This window comes from Escherichia sp. GZ89, assembly GCF_019366485.1.
In the GTDB taxonomy this organism is placed as follows: Bacteria; Pseudomonadota; Gammaproteobacteria; order Enterobacterales; family Enterobacteriaceae; genus Escherichia; species Escherichia fergusonii.
The window spans coordinates 38,332-63,869 of the sequence record NZ_JAEOHX010000008.1 but is presented as its reverse complement, the minus strand read 5'-3'; the positions used below and the strand labels follow the sequence as shown (position 1 = coordinate 63,869).

Sequence of the window (25,538 nt, the reverse complement as noted above, 5' to 3'; positions counted from 1 at the left end):
GCAACCGGGCAGTTCCGCTGCCCGGTTCTAACATCATGTAATTCTGTGGTAAACTTCTCACGATTTTGTGAAATCCCTGGTTGAGGTATCTCTGAACACACCGGCACAGCTCTCTTTGCCACTTTATCTTCCTGACGATGAAACCTTCGCAAGTTTCTGGCCGGGGGATAACTCCTCTTTACTGGCCGCGCTGCAAAACGTGCTGCGTCAGGAACATAGCGGTTACATCTATCTCTGGGCGCGCGAAGGTGCGGGGCGCAGCCATTTGCTGCATGCAGCCTGCGCGGAACTTTCTCAACGTGGTGATGCCGTTGGCTATGTACCGCTGGATAAGCGTACCTGGTTCGTACCGGAAGTTCTGGACGGAATGGAACAACTTTCGCTGGTCTGTATCGATAACATTGAATGTATTGCAGGCGACGAATTGTGGGAAATGGCGATTTTTGATCTCTATAACCGCATTCTGGAGTCAGGCAAAACGCGTCTGTTGATCACCGGTGATCGCCCTCCACGCCAGTTAAACCTGGGGTTGCCGGACCTCGCATCACGGCTTGACTGGGGGCAGATTTATAAACTGCAGCCGTTATCTGATGAGGATAAATTGCAAGCATTACAGTTACGCGCCCGTTTACGCGGCTTTGAGTTACCTGAAGATGTGGGACGCTTCCTGCTGAAACGACTTGATCGTGAAATGCGCACACTGTTTATGACACTTGATCAACTTGATCGGGCATCGATTACCGCTCAGCGCAAACTCACCATTCCATTTGTAAAAGAGATCCTGAAACTGTAAACGCCGTAGGGTTAGCCACGGCGTTACGTTTTATTAGCTGACAATTTCCAGAACTTGCTCAGGTGGACGACCTATCCGCGCTTTACCATTCGCCACCACAATCGGGCGTTCCATCAGCTTCGGATGGTCCACCATTGCCTGAATCAAAGCATCTTCATTGAGACTGCTGTCTGCCAGATTTAATTCTTTATACAGATCCTCTTTCTGGCGCATCAGTTCGCGGGCGCTGCTCATCCCAAGCATTTGCAGCAACTCACGCAGCGTTTTGCCATCAGCAGGTGTCTCAAGATAGAGCACAACTTCTGCGTCCACGCCATTTTCCTTCAGCAAGGAAAGTGTTTCACGGCTCTTGGAGCAACGAGGGTTATGGTAAATTTTTACCGTTTTGTTCATTGTTCTTCCTTTAATACGAATTACATCTTGGTATAAGGTTTAAAGCGTTCTTGCAGCTGGCGCAGCTGATCGATGCGAGCATCATAACGGGCCTGTTGCAGACTGCCTAATTTGACCTGTGAACTGGCACTGCTCAATAGGGAGATGGCCTGATCGAGACGCCCCGTCAGGGCATAACCTTCTGCCCGTGCTGCCAGTTCCTGATCGCGATTATTCAACGCGGCTTCAGCCTGTGCCAGTAGATCCCAACCATTGCCGTCATCTTTATTATTAAAGGTGTAGCGATTCAGGATTGTTGCCGCCTGCTGTGGCTGTCCACTTTGCAGGTAAGCATTTGCGAGGTTGAGCTGCAATACTGGGTTAGTACGCAAATCACGGGCATTTTTCAGGCGATTAATTGCATCACTGGCTTTTTTCTCACCAAGATCAATATCCGTTGCCAGATCAAGATACCAGGCATTATTCGGTTCTGCCGCCAGCAGTGGCTGGAGGATTGTACGAGCTTCGCCATATTTACTGCCTTCCATTGCCTGTAACGCCCGACCATACTGCGCGGCCCGCTGTTGGCGAATGTTACCTTTGGCCCATTCATCAAGAAGATCGTTGGTTAACTGGTTGCGTCCGGAATTGTACATTCCCAGCGTACGAGCTTTGGCCAGATAAAAATCTTCTGACGATTGTGTCACCATTGGGCGCATCTGATTAGCGCGGTTGCGGGCATCTGCCAGACGGCTTTCCGGCAATGGGTGAGTTAACAAAATTTCTGGTGGCCGGGAAGAGTAACGTGCCTGGTCGAGCAGTTTTTCAAGGAACGTTGGCATTGCCTGCGGATCAAACCCCGAGCGTTGCAGTACCTGAATACCGATGCGGTCAGCTTCTTGTTCGTTTTGTTGCGTAAAGCTGATCATCCCCTGACGCGTTCCCGCCAGTGTACCGGTTAATGCTGCCATCCCTGCCTGCGGACTGGCCATTGCCAGTAAAATAGAGCCTAACGCACCGGCCCATGTCAGTGGAGCGTTACGCTTTTGATCTTCCATTGCGCGGGCCAAATGGCGCTGGGTAACGTGAGAAATTTCGTGGGCCATGACCGACGCTAACTGGCTTTCGTTATCGGCATAGCGAAAGAGTGCCGAATGCAGCACCACATTGCCGCCAAAAAAAGCAAAGGCGTTAATTTCGTCGTTATTGATCAGATAGAAATGGAAGGGCGTTTTTACGGAGTCGGCGTGTGAAACCAGCCGCATACCCAGTGAATTGATGTATTGATCAAGAAGTGGATCGTTTATCAGTGGGGCGCTGCCTCGCAGCTGGCGGACGTAATAATCGCCCATCTGCATTTCCTGACCGATAGAGAGTGTGCTTCCTGCTGAGGTTCCCATATCCGGCAGGGTATCAGCCGAATCGGCAAATGCCGGTGCCACCTGACCAATAGTCATTGCTGCGATGAGCGTTGCAACCAGGTTTTTTTTCAACTGCCTGAACATAACCTCTGTCCTGTATTTTTTGAGATAACCATTTGACCCATGCTGTGGAGTATTGTTCCCGTTGCGCCAGGGTTTGCGGGTAAACCTGAAAACACATGACGGGAATAACGTTTCAGTTTCCTGAATCAGCCATAAAAAGCGAAGTCTTTTTTGTGACATTTCGATACAATTCGGGATCGCAATCCCGCTATCAAGATTCAGGGACAGGTTTTTATGCTTGAAATGTTAATGCAATGGTATCGCCGTCGTTTTAGCGACCCCGAGGCGATCGCCTTGCTGGTTATCCTGGTTGCCGGATTCGGTATTATTTTCTTTTTCAGTGGCCTGTTGGCGCCATTGTTGGTAGCCATTGTACTGGCTTATCTGCTTGAGTGGCCTACTGCTCGCCTGGAGTCGATCGGTTGCTCCCGAAGCCTGGCAACGTCGCTGGTGTTGATCGTCTTTGTGGGTATCCTCCTGTTGATGGCGTTTGTCGTCCTGCCAATTGTCTGGCAGCAGGGCATCTATTTAATCCGCGATATGCCCGGAATGTTGAACAAGCTGTCTGATTTTGCTGCCACGTTACCACGGCGTTATCCGGCACTGATGGACGCAGGCATCATCGATGCCATGGCCGAGAATATGCGTACCCGCATGTTGTCGATAAGCGATTCGGTCGTAAAATTTTCGTTAGCGTCGCTGGTGGGCTTGCTAACTCTTGCTGTTTATCTGGTGTTAGTACCGTTGATGGTCTTTTTCCTGATCAAAGATAAGCAACAGATGCTGAACGCTGTACGTCGGGTGTTACCGCGTAACCGTGGTCTGGCCGGGCAAGTCTGGCAGGAGATGAACCAACAAATCACTAATTATATTCGCGGTAAAGTGTTGGAGATGGTCGTCGTTGGTGTGGCGACCTGGCTGGGCTTTTTGCTGTTTGGTCTGAATTACTCGTTGCTGCTGGCTGTACTGGTGGGATTCTCTGTTCTGATCCCTTACATTGGCGCTTTTGTGGTGACCATTCCGGTAGTGTGTGTGGCCCTGTTTCAGTTTGGGCTTGGAACGGAGTTCTGGAGCTGCTTCGCAGTCTATCTCATTATCCAGGCACTGGACGGCAACCTGTTGGTTCCTGTGCTGTTTTCCGAAGCGGTGAATCTCCATCCCTTAGTGATAATTCTGTCAGTGGTGATCTTTGGCGGTTTATGGGGATTCTGGGGCGTTTTCTTTGCCATTCCGCTGGCAACGTTAATCAAAGCTGTCATTCATGCCTGGCCTGACGGGCAGGTTAGCGACAGTTAATCTCAGGGCCCGGTGAATGTTTCATCGGGCCAATTTTCTAAAGCACTTCACGTACTGCGATCCCAAGGCGCTGCATTCGGGACAACAACGTGGTGCGTTTCATCCCCAGACGCGTTGCCGCGCCACGAGGCCCTGCCACAATACCGTTTGTCTCGCGCAATACCTGAATAATCCGTAGCCGTTCTTCTTCATCATTTTCAGGCGTAGCAGGATTAAACATTTGCGCCATTTGTCCTTGAGTAAAACTGTTTTCACTCATCGCAGGTAGCAAGCGCGTTTGTCGTGGATGAAGATGAAGATTGAGACTACCACCGCGGGTAAGCAAAACAGCACGTTCAATCACATTCTCCAGCTCCCGCACATTACCCGGCCATTCCCATGACATCAGCTGGCGCAGGGTGTCGGTTGAGATGGCATCAATTTTGCGTTTCATACTACGCGCCATTTTTTGCGTGAAATATTTCGCCAGAAGGGGAATATCTTCCGGTCGATCACGCAGTGGTGGCAATTCCAGAGGAAATACGTTCAACCGATAAAACAGATCACTACGGAACTGACGATCTTCCACCATCTGCCATAAATCGCGGTTAGTGGCGGCAATGACTCGCACGTTTACCGGAATGGTGCGGTTTCCTCCTAGTCGTTCAATTTCTTTTTCCTGTAATACTCGTAATAGCTTTGGTTGTAACTCCAGCGGTAGATCGCCAATCTCATCAAGAAATAGCGTCCCGCCATCAGCAATTTCAAAGCGACCGCGATGAGTATTAATAGCCCCGGTAAACGCCCCTTTGTCATGACCAAACAACTCGCTTTCCAGCAGTGCAGCAGGAATGGCTGCGCAGTTAATTTTCACCAGCGGTTTGTCATGGCGCAGACTGAGCTGGTGGATGGTACGCGCAATCACCTCTTTTCCGGTACCTGTTTCACCGCAAAGCAGGACGGTACTGTCACTTTGCGCCACAATTCCCACTTGCTGGAGTAACTCTTCCATCACCTGGCTTTGATAAATGATATCGCCGACGTGTTGAGAGCAGTGTAACTGTTCGTTAAGTTGGTTATTTTCTTGCTTTAACTGCTCTTTCAGATCGTTCATGTTATGCCACGCATCGGCATTATCGACCGCAATGGCAATCCGGTTATCCATCACCAGCAAACTCACCATAGAGGCGATAAACATATTCATAAAGAAGCCGATTGCTGCCGCTCCTTTACCAAGATATTCACGCATATAGGCCAGAGAATAGAGAGCACACACCGCGACCAGTACGGAAATCACCAGCAGCATAAAAGCTGAAAGGCTATCCATACGAATAGTGAGTGTGGCGAAGGGGAATGGCGTGATAAATTCTGTAACCAAAGGAATAGCAGAGTGCAGCTGCGTCAGAGCGCTGACAATACCGACCAGGCCACCGGCCAGGGATGCGATGCCGGAAATTTTTATGGCAATGCGATCCAGGCCGTAAAGGAACAGCGACGCGATTCCGGCAAAGAAATATAGCATCAGTGAACACAACAATAATTGCAGAGCGTCCATCAGCCTTGCTCCGAAGTAGAAGAAAATGAATCCAACCCTGTGTCTGCCAGACACGTGGCGGCAAGATGCTGTTTTTGCTTCATTTGCTGATGCAAAACTTTATCTGTGACGAGTTGCAGGGCGTTAGTGGCACAAGCTCGAATACAGGCGGGGCCTTCTGGCAGGAAATAACAGAGATCACATTTCACAGCGACTGCCTGGACGCCAACCTGCCAGCGTAATAAGGGATGCAATGTCGGTGAGCTTTCCGGGATATCGTTAAGTGGCTCCTCAGCCTGGTGCTGATATAACGCTGGCGCGTCCACTGGCCCACTTCCTGCAGCCGTTATCGCGCCAAACGGACATACCAATGCACAGAGTTTGCAGCCAATGCAGAGCGTTTCATTGAGCTGGATTGCGTCGTCATGCCGGGAAATTGCGTTAACCGGGCAGACCTGCTGACAGGGCGCATCCTCACAGTGATGGCACTGAACAGGCGCAGTTTGCTCAGGTGTGCAAACCAGGGCGAGTCGAGGATGTTGCTGTAAGCCTTGCTTTTTATGTACGTCCGAACACGCAGCGAGACAGGTTTTACATCCTGTACACCACTGAGGATCGGCCATTACAAAGCGGTTCATGTCGGCTCCTTAAATAAAAACAAAACGTTACGCCTTGCTATGCATAAAGGATGCCATCATTAAAAGTGCTTTTATTTCAGTTTGTTATATGATTTTCAACGTGAGGAGAATACAAAAGTGATGGACATAAACGTTCGGGGATACGCAATTCGGCACTAGTGTCGTAGGGACTTATAAGCTGTGAGCTAAATCACATTAAGGCAGGATGAGCGCTGACGGCACGGCATCAGCGCTGGAGAAAGGAATCAGGCGTTTTCTTTTATCCAGTTGAGCACAACGTCGTGGTGATCGCTGGTTTTAAAATTATCAAACACGTGTTCAATTTTGCCGTCAGCGTCGATCAGGAAACTGATACGGTGGATGCCATCATAAGTTTTACCCATGAATGACTTCTCGCCCCAGACGCCAAACTGCTCACAAACGCTGTGATCTTCATCAGACAAAAGCGTGAAGTTAAGCAACTCTTTTTCAGCAAAACGGGAAAGTTTTTCTGGCTTATCGGTGCTGATACCCAGCACATCGACGCCAACTTTTTTCAACTCGTCCATGTTATCTCGCAGGCCACAGGCCTGTACGGTACAGCCTGGCGTCATGGCTTTCGGGTAGAAATAGACCAGAACACGCTGTCCCTGGAAGTCGGTTAAATTTACTTGTTCCCCGTCTTGATCCGGCAAGCTAAATTTCGGTGCGATGTCACCGGCTTTCAGTGGATTCATTACTTAACTCCATTCTGTTCATCAGTATGTGAATAATTGACGACACTAATACTGCCTTGTGCATTCAATTCTGTACATAGCGCTTTGAAGTCTTGCTCAATATTTACCGAATCATGTGATGCCGGACTGTGCGCGGTGATCTGAATATGAAGTTGTGCAACATTATCGTTTTCAGCTGGTTGCGTGCGTGAAACCAGTTCCGCAATGTTCATCTTGTGGTTGTCAAAAAGCGCCGTAAAACGCTCAATTAAATGCGGCGAGTCTGGCACATCAACCTGTACCCATACCGTAGCGGGCATCGGCGGACGAGGTCTGGCGGAGGTTCGCTTCATCACAATGAGGAGATCCAGCTCTGCGCCTTTCAACGGCAGGGTTGATTCAATAAGGGTAATGGCATTCCATGAGCCAGAAAGCAGCATAATAAAGGTGAACTCGTCCCCCAGCATCGCCAGTCGACTGTCTTCAATATTACAGCCACAACTACTGACGTGACGTGTGATCGTATTCACGATCCCGGGGCGATCGGCACCCAGTGCTGTGATAACGAGGTAGTGTTGTGATGACGGTGTCAAACCTGTTATTCCTTTGAGAGGTGAGGTAATCATAAGGAAAGCATAAAAAAAACTGGCATACAACAAGCAACAGGTCTCTCGTCACTTGCTTTTATTGCCAGACCAAACGTACCATTGAGAAACTTGTTTGCACAGAGGATGGCCCCATGTTCACGGGAAGTATTGTTGCGCTTGTTACACCGATGGATGATAAAGGTAACGTCTGCCGGTCGAGCCTGAAAAAACTGATTGATTATCATGTCGCCAGCGGTACTTCGGCGATCGTTTCTGTTGGCACTACTGGTGAATCCGCTACTTTGAGTCATGATGAACATGGCGATGTAGTGATGATGACATTGGAGCTGGCGGACGGGCGTATTCCGGTGATTGCCGGAACTGGCGCCAATGCGACGGCTGAAGCCATCAGTCTGACGCAGCGTTTCAACGACAGCGGTGTTGTCGGTTGTCTGACGGTAACCCCTTACTATAACCGTCCCACTCAGGAAGGTTTGTATCAGCATTTCAAAGCCATCGCTGAACATACTGACCTGCCGCAGATTCTGTATAATGTACCGTCCCGTACTGGCTGCGATATGCTGCCTGAAACCGTTGGTCGCCTGGCGAAAGTAAAAAATATTGTCGCAATTAAAGAGGCAACGGGGAACTTAAGCCGTGTTCACCAGATCAAAGAGCTGGTTTCAGACGATTTTCTGCTGCTCAGCGGTGATGACGCCACCGGCCTGGACTTTATGCAGTTAGGTGGTCACGGGGTGATCTCTGTAACAGCTAACGTTGCGGCGCGTGACATGGCTGAAATGTGCAGACTGGCAGCAGAAGGGCAATTTGCCGAGGCGCGAGTTATTAACCAGCGTCTGATGCCGTTGCATAACAAACTATTTGTCGAACCCAATCCAATCCCGGTGAAATGGGCATGTAAGGAGTTGGGGCTTGTAGCGACCGACACGTTGCGCCTGCCGATGACGCCGATTACCGACAACGGTAAAGAGATCGTCAGAGCGGCGCTTAAACATGCCGGTTTGCTGTAAAGTTTAGGGAGATTTGATGGCTTACTCAGTACAAAAGTCGCGCCTGGCGAAGGTTGCGGGTGTATCGCTAGTTTTGCTACTCGCAGCCTGTAACTCGGATTCGCGTTACAAGCGCCAGGTAAGCGGTGATGAATCCTATCTGGATGCCGCACCGCTGGCTGAACTTCACGCTCCGGCGGGAATGATCTTGCCGGTTACATCGGGCGATTACACCATCCCGGTGACTAATGGCAGCGGTGCCGTTGGTAAAGCGTTGGATATTCGTCCACCGGCACAGCCGCTTGCGCTGGCCAGTGGTACGCGTACCCAGTTCAGTGGCGATACCGCAACCTTGCTGGTCGAAAATGGTCGCGGCACCACTCTGTGGCCGCAAGTTGTTAGTGTGATTCAGGCGAAAAACTACACCATCACCAAACGTGATGATGCCAGCCAGACCCTGACCACCGACTGGGTTGACTGGAACCGTCTGGATGAAGACGAGCAGTATCGTGGCCGTTATCAAATCTCGGTACAGCCGCAAGGTTATCAGCAAGCGGTACAGGTCAAACTGCTCAATCTTGAGCAAGGTGGCAAACCGGTTGCTGATCCGGCTTCCATGCAGCGTTACAGCACGGAGATGATGAACGTGATCTCCGCCGGGCTGGATAAATCTGCCTCTGACGCCGCGAACGCTGCACAGAATCGCTCTGCTGCCACGATGGATGTGCAAAGCGCCGCCGATGAAACAGGTTTACCGATGTTAGTGGTGCGTGCACCGTTCAATGTGGTCTGGCAGCGTCTCCCGGCAGCGCTGGAGAAAGTAGGTATGAAAGTGACCGACAGCACCCGTTCTCAGGGAAGCCTGGCCGTGACTTACAAGCCACTGTCTGACAGCGACTGGCAGGAACTGGGCGCACGCGATCCTGAACTGGCATCTGGCGACTACAAACTGCAGGTCGGTGATTTAGATAACCGCAGTAGCCTACAGTTCATCGATCCGAAAGGTCATACTCTGACTCAGAGTCAGAACGACGCACTGGTAGCTGTCTTCCAGGCTGCGTTTAGCAAGTAAAAATACAGGGCTGGAGTCATCCGGCCCTTTTTTCTGATATGATACGCAAACGTGTGCGTCGACAGAAAAACGCGATTTTAGCGGTAATTCGCACGAAATTTGTTTGTCGGACGCAGGTCGGATAAGGCGTTCACGCCGCATTCGACAAACATCTGGCACATCAGACAGCAAAAGATTTTAAAACGTTAATTCACACCCAGGAGTGATAAAGATGCAAAAGCAAGCTGAGTTGTATCGTGGTAAAGCGAAAACCGTATACAGCACGGAAAACCCGGACCTGTTGGTGCTCGAATTCCGCAATGATACGTCAGCAGGGGATGGCGCGCGCATTGAGCAGTTTGATCGCAAAGGTATGGTGAACAACAAGTTCAACTACTTCATTATGAGCAAACTGGCTGAAGCGGGTATCCCGACTCAAATGGAGCGTCTGCTCTCCGATACCGAATGTCTGGTGAAAAAGCTGGATATGGTGCCGGTTGAGTGTGTCGTGCGTAACCGTGCTGCTGGCTCTCTGGTGAAACGTCTTGGAATCGAAGAAGGTATTGAGCTGAACCCGCCGCTGTTCGATCTGTTCCTGAAAAACGATGCCATGCACGATCCGATGGTCAACGAATCTTACTGCGAAACCTTTGGCTGGGTAAGTAAAGAGAACCTGGCACGTATGAAAGAGCTGACCTACAAAGCGAATGACGTGCTGAAAAAACTGTTCGATGATGCTGGTCTGATTCTGGTCGACTTCAAGCTGGAGTTTGGTCTGTACAAAGGTGAAGTGGTACTGGGCGATGAGTTCTCCCCGGACGGCAGCCGCCTGTGGGACAAAGAAACGCTGGAGAAAATGGACAAAGACCGTTTCCGCCAGAGCCTCGGTGGCCTGATCGAAGCCTATGAAGCCGTTGCCCGCCGCCTGGGTGTACAGCTGGACTGATTTTTCTATTCATCATCTTGCCGTGCTGCTGGCACGGCAAGACAACCGCTCTCATAAGATGTGCATTGAACGCTCATTCCTCCGCCATTTCATCCCGCTTTCCTGTGGTAATCTTCCTCTGAACCACCTACGATCATTTCTATAATGAATATATTGTTGAGGTATCTATGCGCTGGCAAGGGCGACGTGAAAGTGACAATGTTGAAGACAGGCGCAATAGCTCCGGCGGTCCGTCAATGGGCGGTCCCGGTTTTCGCCTGCCAAGCGGTAAAGGCGGGCTGATTTTACTGATAGTCGTGCTGGTTGCAGGCTACTATGGCGTTGATTTAACCGGGTTGATGACCGGGCAGCCGGTTTCCCAACAGCAATCAACGCGGTCAATTAGCCCAAATGAAGACGAAGCCGCAAAATTCACCTCGGTGATTCTGGCAACCACCGAAGACACCTGGGGACAGCAGTTCGAGAAGATGGGTAAGACCTATCAGCAACCGAAGCTGGTCATGTACCGTGGAATGACGCGCACCGGCTGCGGGGCGGGCCAGTCCATTATGGGGCCGTTCTATTGCCCGGCGGATGGCACGGTTTATATCGATCTCTCCTTCTATGATGACATGAAAGACAAACTTGGCGCGGATGGCGATTTTGCCCAGGGGTACGTTATCGCCCATGAAGTCGGTCATCATGTGCAGAAACTGTTAGGCATCGAGCCGAAAGTCCGTCAACTGCAACAAAACGCGACGCAGGCGGAAGTGAACCGCTTATCTGTGCGTATGGAACTCCAGGCCGACTGTTTTGCCGGTGTCTGGGGGCATAGTATGCAGCAGCAAGGCGTTCTGGAAACCGGCGATCTGGAAGAAGCGCTGAACGCGGCGCAGGCCATCGGCGATGACCGTTTACAGCAGCAAAGTCAGGGGCGAGTCGTACCAGACAGTTTCACTCATGGCACTTCTCAGCAACGCTACAGCTGGTTTAAACGTGGTTTCGACAGCGGCGATCCGGCACAATGCAATACTTTTGGTAAAAGCATTTAACTTTCGGGGCAGGGATGGCTGAACTGACTGCGCTTCACACATTAACAGCGCAAATGAAACGTGAAGGGATCCGCCGCTTGCTGGTGTTGAGCGGGGAAGAGAGTTGGTGTTTTGAGCATGCGCTTAAGTTGCGTGATGCCTTACCTGGTGACTGGCTGTGGATTTCGCCGCAGCCAGTCGCTGAAAACTACTGTTCTCCCTCGACGCTACAAACTTTACTTGGGCGCGAGTTCCGGCATGCGGTATTCGACGCCCGCCATGGCTTTGATGCCGCTGCCTTTGCAGCACTTAGCGGAACGTTGAAAGCGGGAAGCTGGCAGGTGTTGTTACTCCCTGCATGGGAAGAGTGGGAGAACCAACCTGATGCCGACTCGCTGCGCTGGAGTGATTGCCCTGACCCTATTGCGACGCCGCATTTTGTCCAGCATCTCAAACGCGTACTTACGGCGGATCACGGCGCTATCCTCTGGCGGCAAAACCAGCCATTCACGTTGACGCATTTTGCTCCCCGTACTGACTGGCACCCCGCGACCGGCGCACCACAACCAGAACAACAGCAACTCTTACAGCAACTACTGACCATGCCGCCGGGCGTGGCAGCGGTAACTGCTGCGCGTGGGCGCGGTAAGTCGGCGCTGGCAGGGCAACTCATTTCTCGTATTGCGGGCAGTGCGATTGTCACCGCGCCTGCAAAAGCGGCAACGGATGTACTGGCACAATTTGCGGGCGAGAAGTTTCGCTTTATTGCGCCGGATGCTTTGTTAGCCAGCGATGAACAAGCCGACTGGCTGGTGGTTGACGAAGCCGCGGCCATACCTGCGCCGTTGTTGCATCAACTGGTATCGCGTTTTCCTCGAACGTTGTTAACCACTACGGTGCAGGGCTACGAAGGCACGGGACGTGGTTTTTTGCTGAAATTTTGCGCTCGCTTTCCGCATTTACACCGTTTCGAATTGCAACAGCCGATCCGCTGGGCGCAGGGATGCCCGCTGGAAAAAATGGTCAGCGAGGCACTGGTTTTTGACGATGAAAACTTCACCCATACACCACAAGGCAATATCGTCATTTCCGCTTTTGAACAGACCTTATGGCGAAGCGATCCGGATACACCGTTAAAGGTATATCAGCTATTGTCTGGCGCGCACTACCGGACCTCGCCGCTGGATTTACGCCGCATGATGGATGTACCTGGGCAACATTTTTTCCAGGCGGCTTGTGAAAACGAGATCGCCGGGGCGCTGTGGCTGGTGGAGGAGGGCGGATTATCTCAAGAACTCAGCCAGGCGGTATGGGCAGGTTTTCGTCGCCCGCGGGGTAATCTGGTAGCCCAGTCGCTGGCGGCGCACGGCAGCAATCCACTGGCAGCGACATTGCGCGGACGGCGGGTCAGCAGGATAGCAGTTCATCCAGCTCGTCAGCGTGAAGGCGTTGGGCAACAGCTTATTGCCCTTGCTTTAAACTATACGCATGACCTCGACTATCTTTCGGTGAGTTTTGGCTACACCGAGGAGTTATGGCGTTTCTGGCAACGCTGCGGTTTTGTGCTGGTGCGAATGGGTAATCATCGTGAAGCCTGCAGCGGTTGCTATACGGCGATGGCACTGTTACCGATGAGTGATGCGGGTAAACAGCTGGCTGAACGTGAGCATTACCGTTTACGTCGCGATGCGCATGCTCTCACGCAGTGGAATGGCGAAACGCTCCCCGTCGATCCACGAAATGATGCCGTCCTTTCTGAGGACGACTGGCTTGAACTGGCCGGTTTTGCTTTCGCTCATCGTCCGCTATTAACGTCGTTAGGTTGCTTAACGCGTCTGCTACAAACCAGTGAACTGGCATTACCGGCGTTGCGTGGACGATTACAGAAAAACGCCAGTGACGCGCAGTTATGTACAACACTTAAACTTTCAGGCCGCAAGATGTTACTGGCCCGTCAGCGAGAGGAGGCCGCGCAGGCGCTGTTCGCACTTGATAATGTTCGCACTGAGCGTCTGCGCGATCGCATAACGCAATGGCAATTTTTTCACTGACTCCTTCAATTTTCTCCCATGGTCATTGTGAGTCAGCGGCGTAAAATTAATGACATCAGTTAAGGAGTTCGCCATGAAACATGACCATTTTGTTGTTCAAAGCCCGGATAAACCTGCACAACAGTTGTTACTGCTTTTCCACGGTGTCGGGGATAACCCGGTAGCGATGGGTGAGATCGGCAGCTGGTTTGCGCCGCTGTTTCCTGATGCACTGGTGGTGAGCATCGGTGGTGCGGAGCCGAGCGGTAATCCGGCGGGGCGTCAGTGGTTTTCGGTGCAGGGGATTACGGAAGATAATCGCCAGGCGCGTGTGGATGCCATCATGCCGACCTTTATTGAGACGGTACGCTACTGGCAGAAACAGAGCGGAGTAGGGGCTAACGCCACGGCGTTAATCGGTTTCTCACAAGGCGCGATTATGGCGCTGGAGAGCATTAAAGCCGAACCGGGTCTTGCCTCGCGCGTCATTGCCTTTAACGGACGTTACGCCAGCCTGCCGGAAACCGCGTCTACAGCCACGACAATTCACTTGATCCATGGCGGTGAAGATCCGGTTATCGATCTGGCGCATGCGGTTGCGGCGCAGGAAGCGTTAATCAGTGTCGGTGGTGATGTGACGCTGGATATCGTGGAGGATTTAGGCCATGCGATCGACAATCGCAGTATGCAATTTGCCCTGGATCACTTGCGTTATACCATTCCGAAACATTATTTCGACGAAGCGCTAAGCGGTGGCAAGCCTGGCGATGATGATGTGATTGAAATGATGTAAAAGACAGATTACCAGGCCTGATAAGACGTATGATGCGTCGCATCAGGCATCATGGCCGGATGCGGCGTTAACGCCTGATCCGGCCACTTAGCTTACTTCTTCGGTTGATCCTTTTTCGGCCAGTCATCGTCATCGTCCCACTTATCGTTGAAATCACGATGCGGGGGAAGCTCCGGCTTGTTGGCGAGAAATTTCTTATGGTCGACGCGCTTAAGATCTTTAATCACGTTCAGCAGGACGCCTACCAAAAAGACAATCACCAGAATCCACCAATATTTAGCCAGCCAGTCCATGCTTATTTCCTCTTGCAGAACCACTCATCAGGCGACGAGCTGTTCCATGATACGTTGATACATACGGGCAAGTAGCTGCAGGTCGGCAGCGTTCACACATTCATTAATTTTATGAATAGTGGCATTGACCGGCCCGAGTTCCACAACCTGCGCCCCCATGCGGGCAATAAAGCGCCCGTCGGACGTTCCGCCTGTGGTCAGTAGCTGCGGTTTAATTTCATTATAGTGCTCAACCGCGTTAACGACCGCATCCACCAGTTTACCGCGCGCGGTCAAAAATGGCTGCCCGGAAAGCCACCAATCCACCGTATAACGCAGTTGATGTTTTTCAAGCAAGGCAAGCACCTGCGCTTTGATCATCTCATCCGTCAGTTCGGTGCTAAAGCGGAAGTTAAACTGCACAAACAGTTCACCCGGAATAACGTTGTTACTGCCCGTTCCCGCCTGAATATTGGCAATCTGCATACTGGTCGCCGGGAAGAATTCATTACCCTGATCCCACTCAATAGCCACTAATTCATTAAGGAAAGGTGCTGCGCGATGTACCGGATTGTCAGCCAGATGTGGGTAGGCCACATGCCCCTGAACGCCATGAATGGTTAGGTTGCAGGTTAACGATCCACGACGACCATTTTTCACCACATCACCTACCACTTCGATGCTCGATGGTTCGCCGACCAGGCAGTAATCGAGACGCTCATTACGCGCCATTAACGCTTCGACGACTTTTACCGTACCGTTGTGGGCACTGGCTTCTTCATCAGAAGTGATCAGGAATGCCAGTCGACCTGTATGGTTGGGATGTTGCGCGACAAAACGTTCTGCTGCTACCACCATCGCTGCCAGCGAGCCTTTCATATCTGCCGCGCCGCGCCCGAATAACATGCCGTCACGAATGGTCGGTTCAAACGGCGGATTAATCCAACGGTCGGCGTCGCCAGGTGGCACCACATCGGTATGCCCGGCAAAGGCTAACGTTTCACCTTGCCCACGCCATGCCCAAAAATTCTGCGTATCGGCAAAGTCCATGCGTTCAACGGTAAAACCGATCGCCTGCAAACGTTTAATCAACAAAGCCTGACATCCTGCGTCATCAGGACTCAGGGAAGGGCGGCGAATAAGCTGTTGTGTCAGCTCAATAACCGGGCACGACATAGACTACACCTCATGGAAAAATTGCTGATAACTGGAATCACTGAAACCCAGCAGAATAGGCTTCCCGGGCGCGCAGAGCAATGGGCGTTTGATAATTGCAGGCATTTCAGTCATTAATGCCGCCGCAGAGGCCGCATCGGTGATTTTATTGCGGGTGGTTTCATCCAGTTTACGCCAGGTTGTACCACGGGTGTTGAGTAACGCCTCCCAGCCTAATTCGTTGATAAAACCGTTCAATAATTCGCTGTCCAGCCCATCAACGCGATAATCATGAAAACAATAGTCGATGTTATTGGCTTCCAGCCAGCGGCGTGCTTTTTTGATGGTGTCGCAATTTTTAATGCCGTAAAGAGTAACCATAGTGAATCCTTTTTCGCTAAAACCGAATAATTACGCAATGAGATTGTTATATATACAACGTCACGTTGTGTAATATTAGTTATCGGGAAATATAACATTGTTTGGAGTCTGTTAATAATATTCCCGAGCTGTTTCAGAACCAGGCGCTCAACAAAACTCAGAATTTACCTGGTTGCATCTGTATGTTTTTACATCAAAATTACAATAGAAGTAAAAAGAGTATGAATATTTCAGATTATTGTAGTTCGTCACAAAAAAATTATGGCTACAACGTCATAGTAATTACTGAAAGCTCCCAACCCCGGAGGCATTAATCACAGCAATCGGTGTAAATAGCTTCAGTAAGAGAAAGTGAGTTTGTAGAATACCCATAATTATAAGAGAGGTTGTTATGATTGAACGTGAACTGGGGAACTGGAAAGACTTTATCGAAGTAATGCTTCGTAAATAAGCTTCTGGACGAAATGCGTAACATCAGGCCCTGAGTCCAGGGCTATAAATCATAAAGATGGAAAAGGCGACTCATTGGCAAGTCGCCTTTTTGTTTGATTATTCCGGGCGCGGCTTCAGTGGGAAGCGGCGACGCACCAGGACAAAGAATAGCGGCACGAAGTATATGGCGAGAATAGTCGCCGAAATCATCCCGCCCATTACACCTGTACCTACTGCATGTTGGCTGGCAGAGCCCGCACCATTGCTGATCGCCATTGGCAATACGCCGAAAATAAATGCCAGCGATGTCATCAAAATTGGACGTAAACGCTGGCGACAGGCATGGAGCGTCGCTTCCAGCAAATCATGTCCTTTCTGATTCATATCATTGGCGAATTCAACGATCAGAATGGCGTTCTTCGCTGCAAGGCCAATTACTGTTAACAACCCCACTTTGAAATAGACATCGTTTTCCAGTCCGCGCATCCAGGTTGCCAGTAGCGCCCCCACCACACCCAGCGGCACAACTAACATGACGGAGAAGGGGACGGACCAACTTTCATACAATGCAGCAAGGCACAGGAAGATAACCAGCAACGAAATCGCATACAGTGCTGGGGCCTGGGCACCGGAAAGCCGCTCCTGATACGACATTGCTGTCCACTCCAGTCCGAATCCACCGGGCAGCTGATGCACCAGATTTTCCATAATCTCCATCGCCGTTCCCGTGCTCACGCCTCTGGCAGCTTCACCAACAATTTCAACTGCCGAATAGCCATTATAGCGCTCCAGGCGTGGCGAGCCGGTCTCCCAACGAGAGGTCGCAAAAGCGGAAAAAGGCACCATGCCGCCATCTTTATTGCGTACATACCACAGATTAATATCGTCTGGCAGCATGCGATACGGCGCAGCGGCCTGCACATAAACCTTCTTCACACGGCCACGATCCATAAAGTCGTTAACGTAACTAGAGCCCCAGGCCGTTTGCAGGGTATCGTTAATATCATCAATGGAGAGCCCCAGTGCCTGTGCTTTACGCTGGTCGATATCAATTTGTAACTGTGGACTGTCGTCGAGACCATTATGCCGAACACGTGTCAGGGAAGGATCTTTGCCCGCCAGTTCCAGCAGTTTGTCTCTGGCGGCCATCAACGCGTCGTGTCCCGCTCCGGCGTGATCCTGTAATTCCATATCGAAACCAGCAGAACTACCAAGACCGCTGATCGACGGTGGATTACTGGCAGTCACTTTCGCTTCGTTGATCTTCTTAAAAGCTTGTGTGGCGCGATCAATAATGGCAAAAGCACTACCGGTTTTCGGATCGCGATCATCCCAGTCTTTCAGGCGAACAAACATGCGGGCTACGTTCTGACCGTTACCCCCAGGTCCGGAACCGACGGTGGCAAACACCGACATAATGTTATCTTTCTCGTGAGTGAAGAAATACTTCTCCACTTGCTCGACAACTTTCAGGGTTTGTTGTTGAGTGGAGCCGCTGGGTAACTGTACTGACGTGGTAAACATTCCACGGTCTTCCTGCGGCAAAAACGAAGAGGGCAGGCGCATAAATAAAACCACCATGCCGCCAATCAGTAACAGGTAAATAAGCAGCCAGCGCAGGCTGCGATGAAGAATTTTTGCCACGCCTCTTTCATAGCGATCAGCATTGCGGTTAAACACGCGGTTGAACCAGCCAAAAAAACCTTTCTGCCCGTGCTGCTCGCCTTTATGCAATGGTTTGAGGATTGTGGCGCACAATGCCGGAGTAAGTATTAATGCCACCAACACGGAAAGCACCATGGCAGAGACAATGGTGATAGAGAACTGGCGATAAATGGCCCCGGTTGTGCCACCAAAAAATGCCATTGGAATAAACACAGCGGAGAGCACCATGGCAATGCCGACCAGTGCGCCCTGGATCTGCCCCATTGATTTACGTGTGGCTGCGCGAGGCGACAATCCTTCTTCACTCATGATGCGTTCGACGTTTTCCACCACCACGATAGCGTCATCCACCAGTAGACCGATCGCCAGCACCATCGCAAACATCGTTAGGGTGTTGATACTGTAATCAAAGGCGTAAAGCACCGCAAAAGTGCCAAGCAGCACCACAGGAACAGCAATGGTCGGGATAAGTGTCGCGCGGATGTTCTGCAAAAACAGATACATCACAAGAAATACCAGTGCTACTGCTTCCAGTAGCGTCTTTACCACATCTTCAATAGAGGCTTTAACAAACGAAGTGGTTTCATAGGCTACCTTGTACTCCAGCCCATGGGGGAAGTATTGCGCCAGTTCGTCCAGCCGCTCAATGACTCGTTTGGCTGTCGCCATTTCGTTGGCGCCAGAAGCCAGTTTTACCCCCAGCCCGGATGCCGGATTGCCATTAAAGCGGCTAAGATAGCCATATTTCTCCGCACCCATTTCAACAGTGGCTACGTCACCTAATTTAACTTCGGAACCATCCTGATTAACGCGTAACGTGATTGCGCGAAACTGTTCAGGTGTTTGTAAAAGCGACTGAGCATTGATGGTGGCATTCAGTGCCTGTTGAGGAATTGACGGCGTACCGCCAAGTTGCCCGACCGCAATCTGCGCATTCTGCGACTCAATGGCATCAGTGACATCTTTAGCCGTCATCTGGAAACTATTGAGTTTCGCCGGATCCAGCCAGATACGCATGGAATATTGTGAACCATAGGCATCGATATCCCCGACGCCATTCACGCGACTTAACGGGTCCTGAATATTACTGGCAACGTAATCGGCAATATCTTGTTTATCCATCGAACCATCAGTAGAAACGAAGGCGATGGTGAGAATGTTGGTATCACCGGTTTTACGTACTGTCACGCCCTGATTTTGTACTGCTTGCGGTAGCTTACGCAGTGCCGATTGCAGCTGGTTTTGTACCTGTTGAACGGCTTCGTCAGGATCAGTACCCGCTTCGAAAGTCAGCGTTACTGATGCCTGGCCTGTACCGCTGCTTTGCGACGACATATACATCAGGTTATCCAGTCCGGTCATATTTTGCTCGATAACCTGGGTAACCGTATTTTCCAGTGTTTGTGCCGAAGCGCCCGGATAGTTTGCCGAGATACGCACATTAGGCGGCGAAAGTTCCGGGTACTGTTCAACGGGAAGAGAAAAAATCGCCAGGGTTCCTGTCAGGCAGATCAGGATTGCCAGCACCCAGGCAAAAATGGGGCGATCAATAAAGAAATTCGCCATTAAAAGAGAACCTCGTGTTTCTGCGTATCGTTATGGGCATACCTTGTTTCACTGTAGCGGCAAGGTACGGGCCAATCGTGGAGAAAAAAAGGAGATAATGTAAATTATCGTGCCTGTTTCACGCGCCTGAAGGATGGTTCTGCTCATCTTCTACGGATCGAAAACTGATACTCACCAAAGTACCGCCACCAGACGGTTGGGAAAAACTTAGCGTACCACCCAGCCGTTCCGCGCGTTCGCGCATGATATTCAATCCGTAGTGCCCCTCAGGTTCAGTGGGGTCGCCAATGCCAATTCCGTTATCACGAATAAACACGGTGTGGTTACCGTCAGGAGCAGTTACGCAACTGACTGCGATCTCACTGGCGTTAGCATGTTTGATCGCATTAACAACCGCTTCACGAATAATCTGTAACAAATGCACCTGCATTTGCGCATCCAGCGCCAGTGTTGGCAGGCGACAGTCGAGGCTGAGCTTAGCGGAAGTTTGGTTTTGCAGGGTATCCAGCATTTCGCGTAGTGCAGAAGGCAGATCAGCCTGTTGCAATGTCAGGCGGAACGTTGTGAGCAGTTCACGCAGCTGCTGGTACGCATCATTTAAGGCGCGTGAAAAATCCGCCATGATACTTTGCGCTGTGTCGTTATCTTGCGGAATTGATCGTTTCAGAAGCGTGAGCTGAATACGCAGATAAGAGAGCACCTGCGCCAGCGAATCATGTAATTCCCGTGCGATGGTGGCGCGTTCTTCCATCAGTAGCAGTTGCTGGAAATGCTTCTGTGCCTGATTAAAGTACAAACCACGACCTAACATGGTCGATACGCTATTCATTAACGGTGCGAAAGCAGAAGCATTCTCGCTTTGCCATTGCAACTCGCCATAAACAGTATCCTGCATTGTCACCGGTATAATCTGTAAGGGTAATTCGCCATTTTTGTGCCCTTCACTAATACGCCAGTTATCGCCAACAGTAAGTTCCAGCCAGCAGGCTGCATCATGTTCCCGGACTATCTGCAATATGAGGCGGAAACAGTGAACATCAATCTGGCTGGTATTTAGCGCCTGAGAGCATTGATACAGTACCTCCAGACGGCGCTTGGCCTCATGCAAATCACGCGTTTTTTCTGCAACCGAAGCTTCCAGTGACAGATATAGCTTTTGTAATTCACTCGACATTTGAGTGAAGGTCTTGGCCAATAAACCTAATTCATTGGGGAGACTGGTATCTAAGGGCAACGAATCAAACTGACCTTGCTCCATTCGCTGGCTGGCCATCACCAAATGATTCAATGGCTGCACCACCTGATGGCGAATCCGCCGTAGGGTAAAAAAGACGAGGGTAAAAATACCTATTCCCCCGGCCAGCGATATCGCCACAACCAACATCATTTTACGTTCAGCATAGTGTTGCAAAGCCAGAACGAAGAGATCTATCTGGTTGACATAGTTATTAATATTTTCCTGATACCAGTCAATATCGCCTTCGTTCAGCCGTTTATTCATCTCCAGCCAATTGGCGTGAAGATGGGCATAGCGAGTTTTCACCGCTTGTGGCACATACCATGCGTTGAGATTGTTTAATACCGGTGAATGCAGCGCTTGCTGGAAAAGCTGACGATGATCATGCAGTTGCTGGCTTTGCCGCTGTAAATCGTAGCCTAGCCGATAGCTTTGCATTCGCAGCGAACCGGCAATATTGATGGCCTCTGCGTCACGCAAACTGCTCGCCAGTGTCAATAGCGCGATACCGGTGGAGAGAATGGACAACAGGACAATATAAAAAAAGGCCCTGGCCAGACTGGCCGAGACGGGACGTTTAACGATCACTCGCATTTTCTCCGCGAAACAGGGTCAATATGAAATTAAACAAAGCGTTTCAGATAATTACATCCAAAATAATATCAGCTGTGTAATAAATTGATCTGCCACATGTTCAGTCGAAATAGTTGGGCTTTATGGGCAGATGAACATTGCCGACGCGCATTTTTGTCGGTAATAACAGGCGTGCAAAGAATAAGGTTTTTACAACCAAAAAAGAAGGTCGCCATGAATCGATTTATTACGGCCAATAGCCAGCAGTGCCTGGGCTGTCATGCCTGCGAAGTGGCCTGCGTAATGGCTCACAATGATGAGCAACATGTGTTGAGTCAGCAACATTTTCACCCAAGGATTACGGTTATTAAACATCAGCATTTGAACAGTGCGGTCACTTGCCATCACTGTGAAGATGCGCCTTGCGCCCGCAGCTGTCCGAACGGAGCTATCAGCCACGTCAATGACAGTGTTCAGGTTAATCAGCAAAAATGTATTGGCTGCAAATCCTGTGTTATTGCCTGCCCGTTTGGCACGATGCAAATTGTATTGTCACCTGTTTCAGCAGAGCGGGTAAAAGCTACGGCGCATAAATGCAATCTGTGTGAAGGGCGTGAAAACGGTCCCGCCTGTGTGGAAAACTGCCCGGCAGATGCACTGCAACTGGTTACTGAAGCCGCGTTAACCGGGTTGGCGAAAAATCGCAGGCTGCGAACGGCACGGCAAGAAAATCAATCCTGGCACGACGGCTTAGAACAGGAACGCCCGCTCACCTTTAGTAAAGTTGAGCAGATGCGTGCCACTCCACCACGTGGTGAACCGGACAAACTGCCCATTGCCGCGCGTAAAACCGGGTTTGATGAAATCTATCTGCCGTTTCGTGCTCAACAGGCACACCAGGAAGCTTCCCGTTGCCTTAAGTGCGGCGAACACAGCGTGTGTGAGTGGACTTGCCCACTGCATAACCATATTCCCCAGTGGATCGAACTGGTTAAAGCCGGAAATATAGATGCCGCCGTCGAGCTGTCTCACCAGACTAATACGCTGCCAGAAATTACCGGGCGCGTTTGTCCGCAAGACCGGCTATGTGAAGGGGCTTGTACTATTCGTGATGAACATGGTGCAGTCACTATCGGAAACATTGAACGTTACATTTCAGACCAGGCACTGGCAAAAGGATGGCGCCCCGATCTCAGTGGTGTCAGCAAAGTCGGTAAACGTGTGGCGATTATTGGTGCAGGACCGGCAGGGCTTGCCTGTGCCGATGTGCTGACACGCAACGGTATTGATACCACGGTGTTTGATCGTCACCCGGAAATTGGTGGCTTACTTACCTTTGGTATTCCCTCCTTTAAGCTGGATAAATCGCTGCTTGCGCGGCGTCGTGAAATCTTCAGTGCAATGGGAATCGACTTCAGGCTCAATTGTGAAATTGGCAAAGATGTGATGCTGGAAACGTTGCTGGAGGAGTACGACGCAGTATTTGTTGGCGTTGGCACTTACCGCTCGATGAAGGCGAACTTACCGAATGAAGACGCGCCGGGGGTATACGATGCGTTACCGTTCCTGATAGCCAATACCAAACAAGTGATGGGGCTACCAGAATTGCCAGAAGAGCCGTTTATCAATACTGCCGGGCTGAATGTTGTGGTGCTTGGTGGTGGCGATACAGCGATGGACTGCGTCCGTACGGCGCTACGTCATGGTGCGAGTAATGTCACCTGTGCGTATCGTCGTGATGAAGCTAACATGCCGGGATCGAAGAAAGAGGTGAAAAACGCCCGCGACGAAGGGGCTAATTTCGAATTTAACGTCCAGCCGATTGAGATTGAACTTAATTCACAAGGGCATGTATGTGGGATTCGTTTTTTACGCACTCGTCTTGGTGAACCTGACGCAAATGGTCGTCGTCGCCCGGTGCCTGTCGAAGGTAGTGAGTTCGTTATGCCTGCAGATGCGGTTATTATGGCGTTTGGCTTTAATCCTCATACAATGCCGTGGCTGGAAGCGCATTCAGTGAAAGTGGATGACTGGGGGCGGATTGCTGCAAATGTGAACAGCAAATACCGTTACCAGACCAGTAACCCGAAAATCTTTGCTGGTGGCGATGCTGTACGCGGTGCTGATCTGGTGGTAACAGCAATGGCGGAAGGACGCCATGCTGCACAGGGCATTGTCGACTGGCTGGGCGTAAAATCAGTCAAATCTCACTAACGCACTACGCAGACAAACCCAACTTCGCGGCGTAAGATGATGAGTCTTCTTATGCCGTGGAGCTGGTATGTCACAACAAATTACCCTCATCAAAGATAAAATTCTCTCCGAAAACTATTTCACCCTGCACAACATTACCTACGACCTGACCCGCAAAAATGGCGAAGTGATCCGCCATAAGCGCGAGGTGTACGATCGTGGTAACGGCGCGACAATATTGTTGTATAACCTGGAGAAGAAAACAGTAGTGCTGATTCGTCAGTTCCGTGTTGCGACCTGGGTAAATGGCAATGAAAGTGGTCAGTTAATTGAAACCTGCGCCGGGCTGCTGGATAACGATGAGCCGGAAGCCTGTATTCGTAAAGAAGCTATTGAAGAGACAGGTTACGAAGTGGGTGAAGTACGTAAATTGTTTGAGCTATATATGTCGCCGGGCGGTGTGACTGAGCTTATCCACTTTTTTATCGCAGAATATAGCGAAAGCCAACGCACTAATATGGGCGGTGGTGTAGAAGATGAAGATATTGAGGTGCTGGAGCTGCCCTTTACTCAGGCACTGGAAATGATTAAAAGCGGTGAGATACGTGACGGTAAGACTGTGTTATTGCTCAACTATTTACAATCTTCACATTTAATGGATTGAAAAATAAGAATAATATATTTGGTTAATTTTGGCGCAATCCGATAAATCTTATTGAGTGAGACATCAGGCGCAACGAAGATACCCCTTGAGTTGTAAGTTTGGCTTCTGGGGTTGTATCGTCCATGCGCTATCGCGTTATTCTACTTTTCCTGCTCGGTCTGATACCAACGTCGCTGACGTGGGCTGCACCTGCCCAACGCATGTTCTTAGACTGGCAAGTCACCTGTAATAATCAAAATTTCTGCGTAGCGCGTAACACTGGCGAACATGGTGGGCTGGTCATGACCTTGAGCCGTAGTGCAGGTGCGCATACCGACGCGGTTTTACGTATTGATCTTGGTAGCCTCAGTACTCCAGATATTGCCGAAGAGGCAATAGCTCCGCGTTTACTTCTTGATAGTAAACCGCTGTTATTTACAGGCGAAACGTGGAAAATCACTCCCTGGCATTTAATGACCGACGATTCGGCGACAATTACCGCTTTTTTACAGCAAGTACAGGATGCGCAAGCTATTACGCTGGATGGTGGTAACCAATCCATTTCACTGTTGGGATTAAAAGCCGCGTTACTGTTTATTGACGCGCAGCAAAAGCGCGTTGGTAGTGAAACGGCGTGGATTGAAAAGGGCAATGATCCGCCTCTTAGCGTTCCTCCCGCGCCGCCGCTGAAAGGTGTTGCGATTGTTAACCCGACACCGACACCATTAAGTCAGGAGGAGCGTAACGACCTGCTGGATTACGGGAACTGGCGGATGAACGGTTTACGCTGTTCACTGGACCCGTTGCGTCGTGAGGTGAGTGTGACGGCGCTTACCGATGACAAAGCATTGCTTATGATTGGTTGTGAGGCTGGCGCTTATAACACCGTTGACCTGGCGTGGATTGTTTCACGGAAAAAGCCGCTCGCCTCCCGCGCGGTACGCCTGCGTTTACCCTTCAATAACGGTCAGCAAAACAATGAACTGGAATTAATGAATGCGACGTTTGATGAAAAGTCGCGTGAGCTGGTGACATTAGCGAAAGGGCGAGGATTAACCGACTGTGGTATTCAGACGCGCTGGCGTTTTGACGGCCAGCGTTTTCGTCTGGTGCGTTACGCCGCAGAGCCTACCTGTGATAACTGGCATGGGCCAGATGCCTGGCCCACATTGTGGATCACCCGTTAAAGATATTGTGTGCACG

Annotated in this window: 23 protein-coding genes; 12 read left to right on the top strand and 11 right to left on the bottom strand. The window is 50.6% G+C overall.

The genetic code is table 11. The features are described 5' to 3' along the window. The first annotated feature begins 91 nt into the window (after positions 1 to 91). Entirely contained in the window at positions 92 to 793 is a 702-nt protein-coding gene (locus K0335_RS14050) for a DnaA inactivator Hda (protein WP_072271641.1), read from the top strand. 33 nt (positions 794 to 826) lie between these two features. Here K0335_RS14050 and arsC read toward each other — a convergent pair whose 3' ends face one another. Both arsC and bepA read right to left on the bottom strand, forming a co-directional pair. Then, complete coding sequence (arsC, locus tag K0335_RS14045) at positions 827 to 1,186, bottom strand: arsenate reductase (glutaredoxin) (RefSeq protein ID WP_104919556.1); 360 nt, start codon at positions 1,184 to 1,186, stop codon at positions 827 to 829. 20 nt (positions 1,187 to 1,206) lie between these two features. Further along, positions 1,207 to 2,670, bottom strand: a complete 1,464-nt coding sequence (gene bepA / locus K0335_RS14040; protein WP_160193915.1) for a beta-barrel assembly-enhancing protease — start codon at positions 2,668 to 2,670, stop codon at positions 1,207 to 1,209. Positions 2,671 to 2,883: 213 nt separating this feature from the next. Between bepA and K0335_RS14035 the strand changes: the two genes are divergently transcribed. Continuing rightward, positions 2,884 to 3,945: an AI-2E family transporter gene (locus tag K0335_RS14035; RefSeq protein WP_000892028.1), complete on the top strand. Its 1,062-nt coding sequence runs from the start codon at positions 2,884 to 2,886 to the stop codon at positions 3,943 to 3,945. A gap of 37 nt (positions 3,946 to 3,982) precedes the next feature. Here K0335_RS14035 and K0335_RS14030 read toward each other — a convergent pair whose 3' ends face one another. From K0335_RS14030 to K0335_RS14015, 4 genes are all read right to left on the bottom strand, one after another. Continuing rightward, entirely contained in the window at positions 3,983 to 5,479 is a 1,497-nt protein-coding gene (locus K0335_RS14030; RefSeq protein WP_219393872.1) for a sigma 54-interacting transcriptional regulator, read from the bottom strand. Further along, on the bottom strand, positions 5,479 to 6,096 hold the full coding sequence (locus K0335_RS14025; protein ID WP_001079200.1) for a 4Fe-4S dicluster domain-containing protein: 618 nt from the start codon (positions 6,094 to 6,096) through the stop codon (positions 5,479 to 5,481). The genes K0335_RS14030 and K0335_RS14025 overlap by 1 nt, the downstream gene beginning before the upstream one ends. Positions 6,097 to 6,341: 245 nt before the next feature. After that, complete coding sequence (gene bcp / locus K0335_RS14020) at positions 6,342 to 6,812, bottom strand: thioredoxin-dependent thiol peroxidase (RefSeq protein WP_001068688.1); 471 nt, start codon at positions 6,810 to 6,812, stop codon at positions 6,342 to 6,344. Next, complete coding sequence (locus K0335_RS14015) at positions 6,812 to 7,384, bottom strand: glycine cleavage system transcriptional repressor (protein WP_000189057.1); 573 nt, start codon at positions 7,382 to 7,384, stop codon at positions 6,812 to 6,814. Before K0335_RS14015 ends, bcp begins: the two co-directional genes overlap by 1 nt. A 146-nt stretch (positions 7,385 to 7,530) precedes the next feature. Here K0335_RS14015 and dapA point away from each other — a divergent pair, with 146 nt between their 5' ends. From dapA to ypfH, 6 genes are all read left to right on the top strand, one after another. Further along, a complete protein-coding gene (gene dapA, locus K0335_RS14010) occupies positions 7,531 to 8,409 on the top strand; it encodes a 4-hydroxy-tetrahydrodipicolinate synthase (RefSeq protein ID WP_000494011.1) in 879 nt (292 codons plus the stop codon). 16 nt (positions 8,410 to 8,425) lie between these two features. Then, on the top strand, positions 8,426 to 9,460 hold the full coding sequence (gene bamC, locus K0335_RS14005) for an outer membrane protein assembly factor BamC (protein ID WP_002431657.1): 1,035 nt from the start codon (positions 8,426 to 8,428) through the stop codon (positions 9,458 to 9,460). A 211-nt stretch (positions 9,461 to 9,671) separates the two neighbouring features. Then, a complete protein-coding gene (purC, locus tag K0335_RS14000) occupies positions 9,672 to 10,385 on the top strand; it encodes a phosphoribosylaminoimidazolesuccinocarboxamide synthase (RefSeq protein ID WP_001295467.1) in 714 nt (237 codons plus the stop codon). Between the two features lie 167 nt (positions 10,386 to 10,552). Continuing rightward, positions 10,553 to 11,416, top strand: a complete 864-nt coding sequence (locus tag K0335_RS13995; RefSeq protein ID WP_001267498.1) for a neutral zinc metallopeptidase — start codon at positions 10,553 to 10,555, stop codon at positions 11,414 to 11,416. 14 nt (positions 11,417 to 11,430) lie between these two features. Further along, complete coding sequence (tmcA, locus tag K0335_RS13990; RefSeq protein ID WP_160193921.1) at positions 11,431 to 13,446, top strand: tRNA cytosine(34) acetyltransferase TmcA; 2,016 nt, start codon at positions 11,431 to 11,433, stop codon at positions 13,444 to 13,446. 73 nt (positions 13,447 to 13,519) lie between these two features. Continuing rightward, on the top strand, positions 13,520 to 14,218 hold the full coding sequence (gene ypfH, locus K0335_RS13985; protein ID WP_000679802.1) for an esterase: 699 nt from the start codon (positions 13,520 to 13,522) through the stop codon (positions 14,216 to 14,218). Positions 14,219 to 14,310: 92 nt separating this feature from the next. Here ypfH and K0335_RS13980 read toward each other — a convergent pair whose 3' ends face one another. Genes K0335_RS13980 through K0335_RS13970 form a run of 3 tightly spaced genes read right to left on the bottom strand, consistent with a single transcriptional unit; the run spans position 14,311 to position 16,026 of the window. Continuing rightward, the gene (locus K0335_RS13980; RefSeq protein WP_000383836.1) at positions 14,311 to 14,511 is read right to left on the bottom strand and encodes a YpfN family protein; all 201 of its coding nucleotides are present in this window, start codon (positions 14,509 to 14,511) and stop codon (positions 14,311 to 14,313) included. Between the two features lie 27 nt (positions 14,512 to 14,538). Then, positions 14,539 to 15,666, bottom strand: coding sequence for a succinyl-diaminopimelate desuccinylase (dapE, locus tag K0335_RS13975; protein WP_001277818.1), 1,128 nt, complete (start codon positions 15,664 to 15,666; stop codon positions 14,539 to 14,541). 3 nt (positions 15,667 to 15,669) lie between these two features. Continuing rightward, complete coding sequence (locus K0335_RS13970) at positions 15,670 to 16,026, bottom strand: ArsC family reductase (protein ID WP_000258230.1); 357 nt, start codon at positions 16,024 to 16,026, stop codon at positions 15,670 to 15,672. Between the two features lie 391 nt (positions 16,027 to 16,417). Between K0335_RS13970 and ypfM the strand changes: the two genes are divergently transcribed. Continuing rightward, on the top strand, positions 16,418 to 16,477 hold the full coding sequence (gene ypfM, locus K0335_RS13965; protein WP_001386977.1) for a protein YpfM: 60 nt from the start codon (positions 16,418 to 16,420) through the stop codon (positions 16,475 to 16,477). A 98-nt stretch (positions 16,478 to 16,575) separates the two neighbouring features. Here ypfM and acrD read toward each other — a convergent pair whose 3' ends face one another. Next, the gene (gene acrD / locus K0335_RS13960; RefSeq protein WP_219393871.1) at positions 16,576 to 19,689 is read right to left on the bottom strand and encodes a multidrug efflux RND transporter permease AcrD; all 3,114 of its coding nucleotides are present in this window, start codon (positions 19,687 to 19,689) and stop codon (positions 16,576 to 16,578) included. Between the two features lie 118 nt (positions 19,690 to 19,807). Next, positions 19,808 to 21,514 (bottom strand): nitrate/nitrite two-component system sensor histidine kinase NarQ, encoded by a 1,707-nt coding sequence (gene narQ, locus K0335_RS13955; protein WP_000636126.1) that lies wholly within the window; start codon positions 21,512 to 21,514, stop codon positions 19,808 to 19,810. A gap of 219 nt (positions 21,515 to 21,733) precedes the next feature. Between narQ and aegA the strand changes: the two genes are divergently transcribed. The 3 genes from aegA to K0335_RS13940 all read left to right on the top strand — a co-directional run bounded on the left by aegA (position 21,734) and on the right by K0335_RS13940 (position 25,522). Then, on the top strand, positions 21,734 to 23,713 hold the full coding sequence (gene aegA, locus K0335_RS13950) for a formate-dependent uric acid utilization protein AegA (protein WP_219393870.1): 1,980 nt from the start codon (positions 21,734 to 21,736) through the stop codon (positions 23,711 to 23,713). A gap of 67 nt (positions 23,714 to 23,780) precedes the next feature. Continuing rightward, positions 23,781 to 24,356 (top strand): GDP-mannose pyrophosphatase NudK, encoded by a 576-nt coding sequence (gene nudK, locus K0335_RS13945; RefSeq protein ID WP_000082697.1) that lies wholly within the window; start codon positions 23,781 to 23,783, stop codon positions 24,354 to 24,356. A gap of 122 nt (positions 24,357 to 24,478) precedes the next feature. Further along, on the top strand, positions 24,479 to 25,522 hold the full coding sequence (locus K0335_RS13940; protein ID WP_219393868.1) for a DUF1176 domain-containing protein: 1,044 nt from the start codon (positions 24,479 to 24,481) through the stop codon (positions 25,520 to 25,522). The last annotated feature ends 16 nt before the right edge of the window (positions 25,523 to 25,538 follow it).

Excerpts from the sequence above, each read along its gene's own strand:
- K0335_RS14030 (WP_219393872.1), bottom strand. The coding sequence starts at position 5,479 with ATGGACGCTCTGCAATTATTGTTGTGTTCACTGATGCTATATTTCTTT.
- aegA (WP_219393870.1), top strand. The coding sequence starts at position 21,734 with ATGAATCGATTTATTACGGCCAATAGCCAGCAGTGCCTGGGCTGTCAT.
- acrD (WP_219393871.1), bottom strand. The coding sequence starts at position 19,689 with ATGGCGAATTTCTTTATTGATCGCCCCATTTTTGCCTGGGTGCTGGCA.
- purC (WP_001295467.1), top strand. The coding sequence starts at position 9,672 with ATGCAAAAGCAAGCTGAGTTGTATCGTGGTAAAGCGAAAACCGTATAC.
- arsC (WP_104919556.1), bottom strand. The coding sequence starts at position 1,186 with ATGAACAAAACGGTAAAAATTTACCATAACCCTCGTTGCTCCAAGAGC.
- K0335_RS14035 (WP_000892028.1), top strand. The coding sequence starts at position 2,884 with ATGCTTGAAATGTTAATGCAATGGTATCGCCGTCGTTTTAGCGACCCC.
- K0335_RS14025 (WP_001079200.1), bottom strand. The coding sequence starts at position 6,096 with ATGAACCGCTTTGTAATGGCCGATCCTCAGTGGTGTACAGGATGTAAA.
- bamC (WP_002431657.1), top strand. The coding sequence starts at position 8,426 with ATGGCTTACTCAGTACAAAAGTCGCGCCTGGCGAAGGTTGCGGGTGTA.
- tmcA (WP_160193921.1), top strand. The coding sequence starts at position 11,431 with ATGGCTGAACTGACTGCGCTTCACACATTAACAGCGCAAATGAAACGT.
- bepA (WP_160193915.1), bottom strand. The coding sequence starts at position 2,670 with ATGTTCAGGCAGTTGAAAAAAAACCTGGTTGCAACGCTCATCGCAGCA.
- K0335_RS13995 (WP_001267498.1), top strand. The coding sequence starts at position 10,553 with ATGCGCTGGCAAGGGCGACGTGAAAGTGACAATGTTGAAGACAGGCGC.
- ypfH (WP_000679802.1), top strand. The coding sequence starts at position 13,520 with ATGAAACATGACCATTTTGTTGTTCAAAGCCCGGATAAACCTGCACAA.
- K0335_RS13970 (WP_000258230.1), bottom strand. The coding sequence starts at position 16,026 with ATGGTTACTCTTTACGGCATTAAAAATTGCGACACCATCAAAAAAGCA.
- dapE (WP_001277818.1), bottom strand. The coding sequence starts at position 15,666 with ATGTCGTGCCCGGTTATTGAGCTGACACAACAGCTTATTCGCCGCCCT.
- nudK (WP_000082697.1), top strand. The coding sequence starts at position 23,781 with ATGTCACAACAAATTACCCTCATCAAAGATAAAATTCTCTCCGAAAAC.
- K0335_RS13940 (WP_219393868.1), top strand. The coding sequence starts at position 24,479 with ATGCGCTATCGCGTTATTCTACTTTTCCTGCTCGGTCTGATACCAACG.
- bcp (WP_001068688.1), bottom strand. The coding sequence starts at position 6,812 with ATGAATCCACTGAAAGCCGGTGACATCGCACCGAAATTTAGCTTGCCG.
- dapA (WP_000494011.1), top strand. The coding sequence starts at position 7,531 with ATGTTCACGGGAAGTATTGTTGCGCTTGTTACACCGATGGATGATAAA.
- K0335_RS13980 (WP_000383836.1), bottom strand. The coding sequence starts at position 14,511 with ATGGACTGGCTGGCTAAATATTGGTGGATTCTGGTGATTGTCTTTTTG.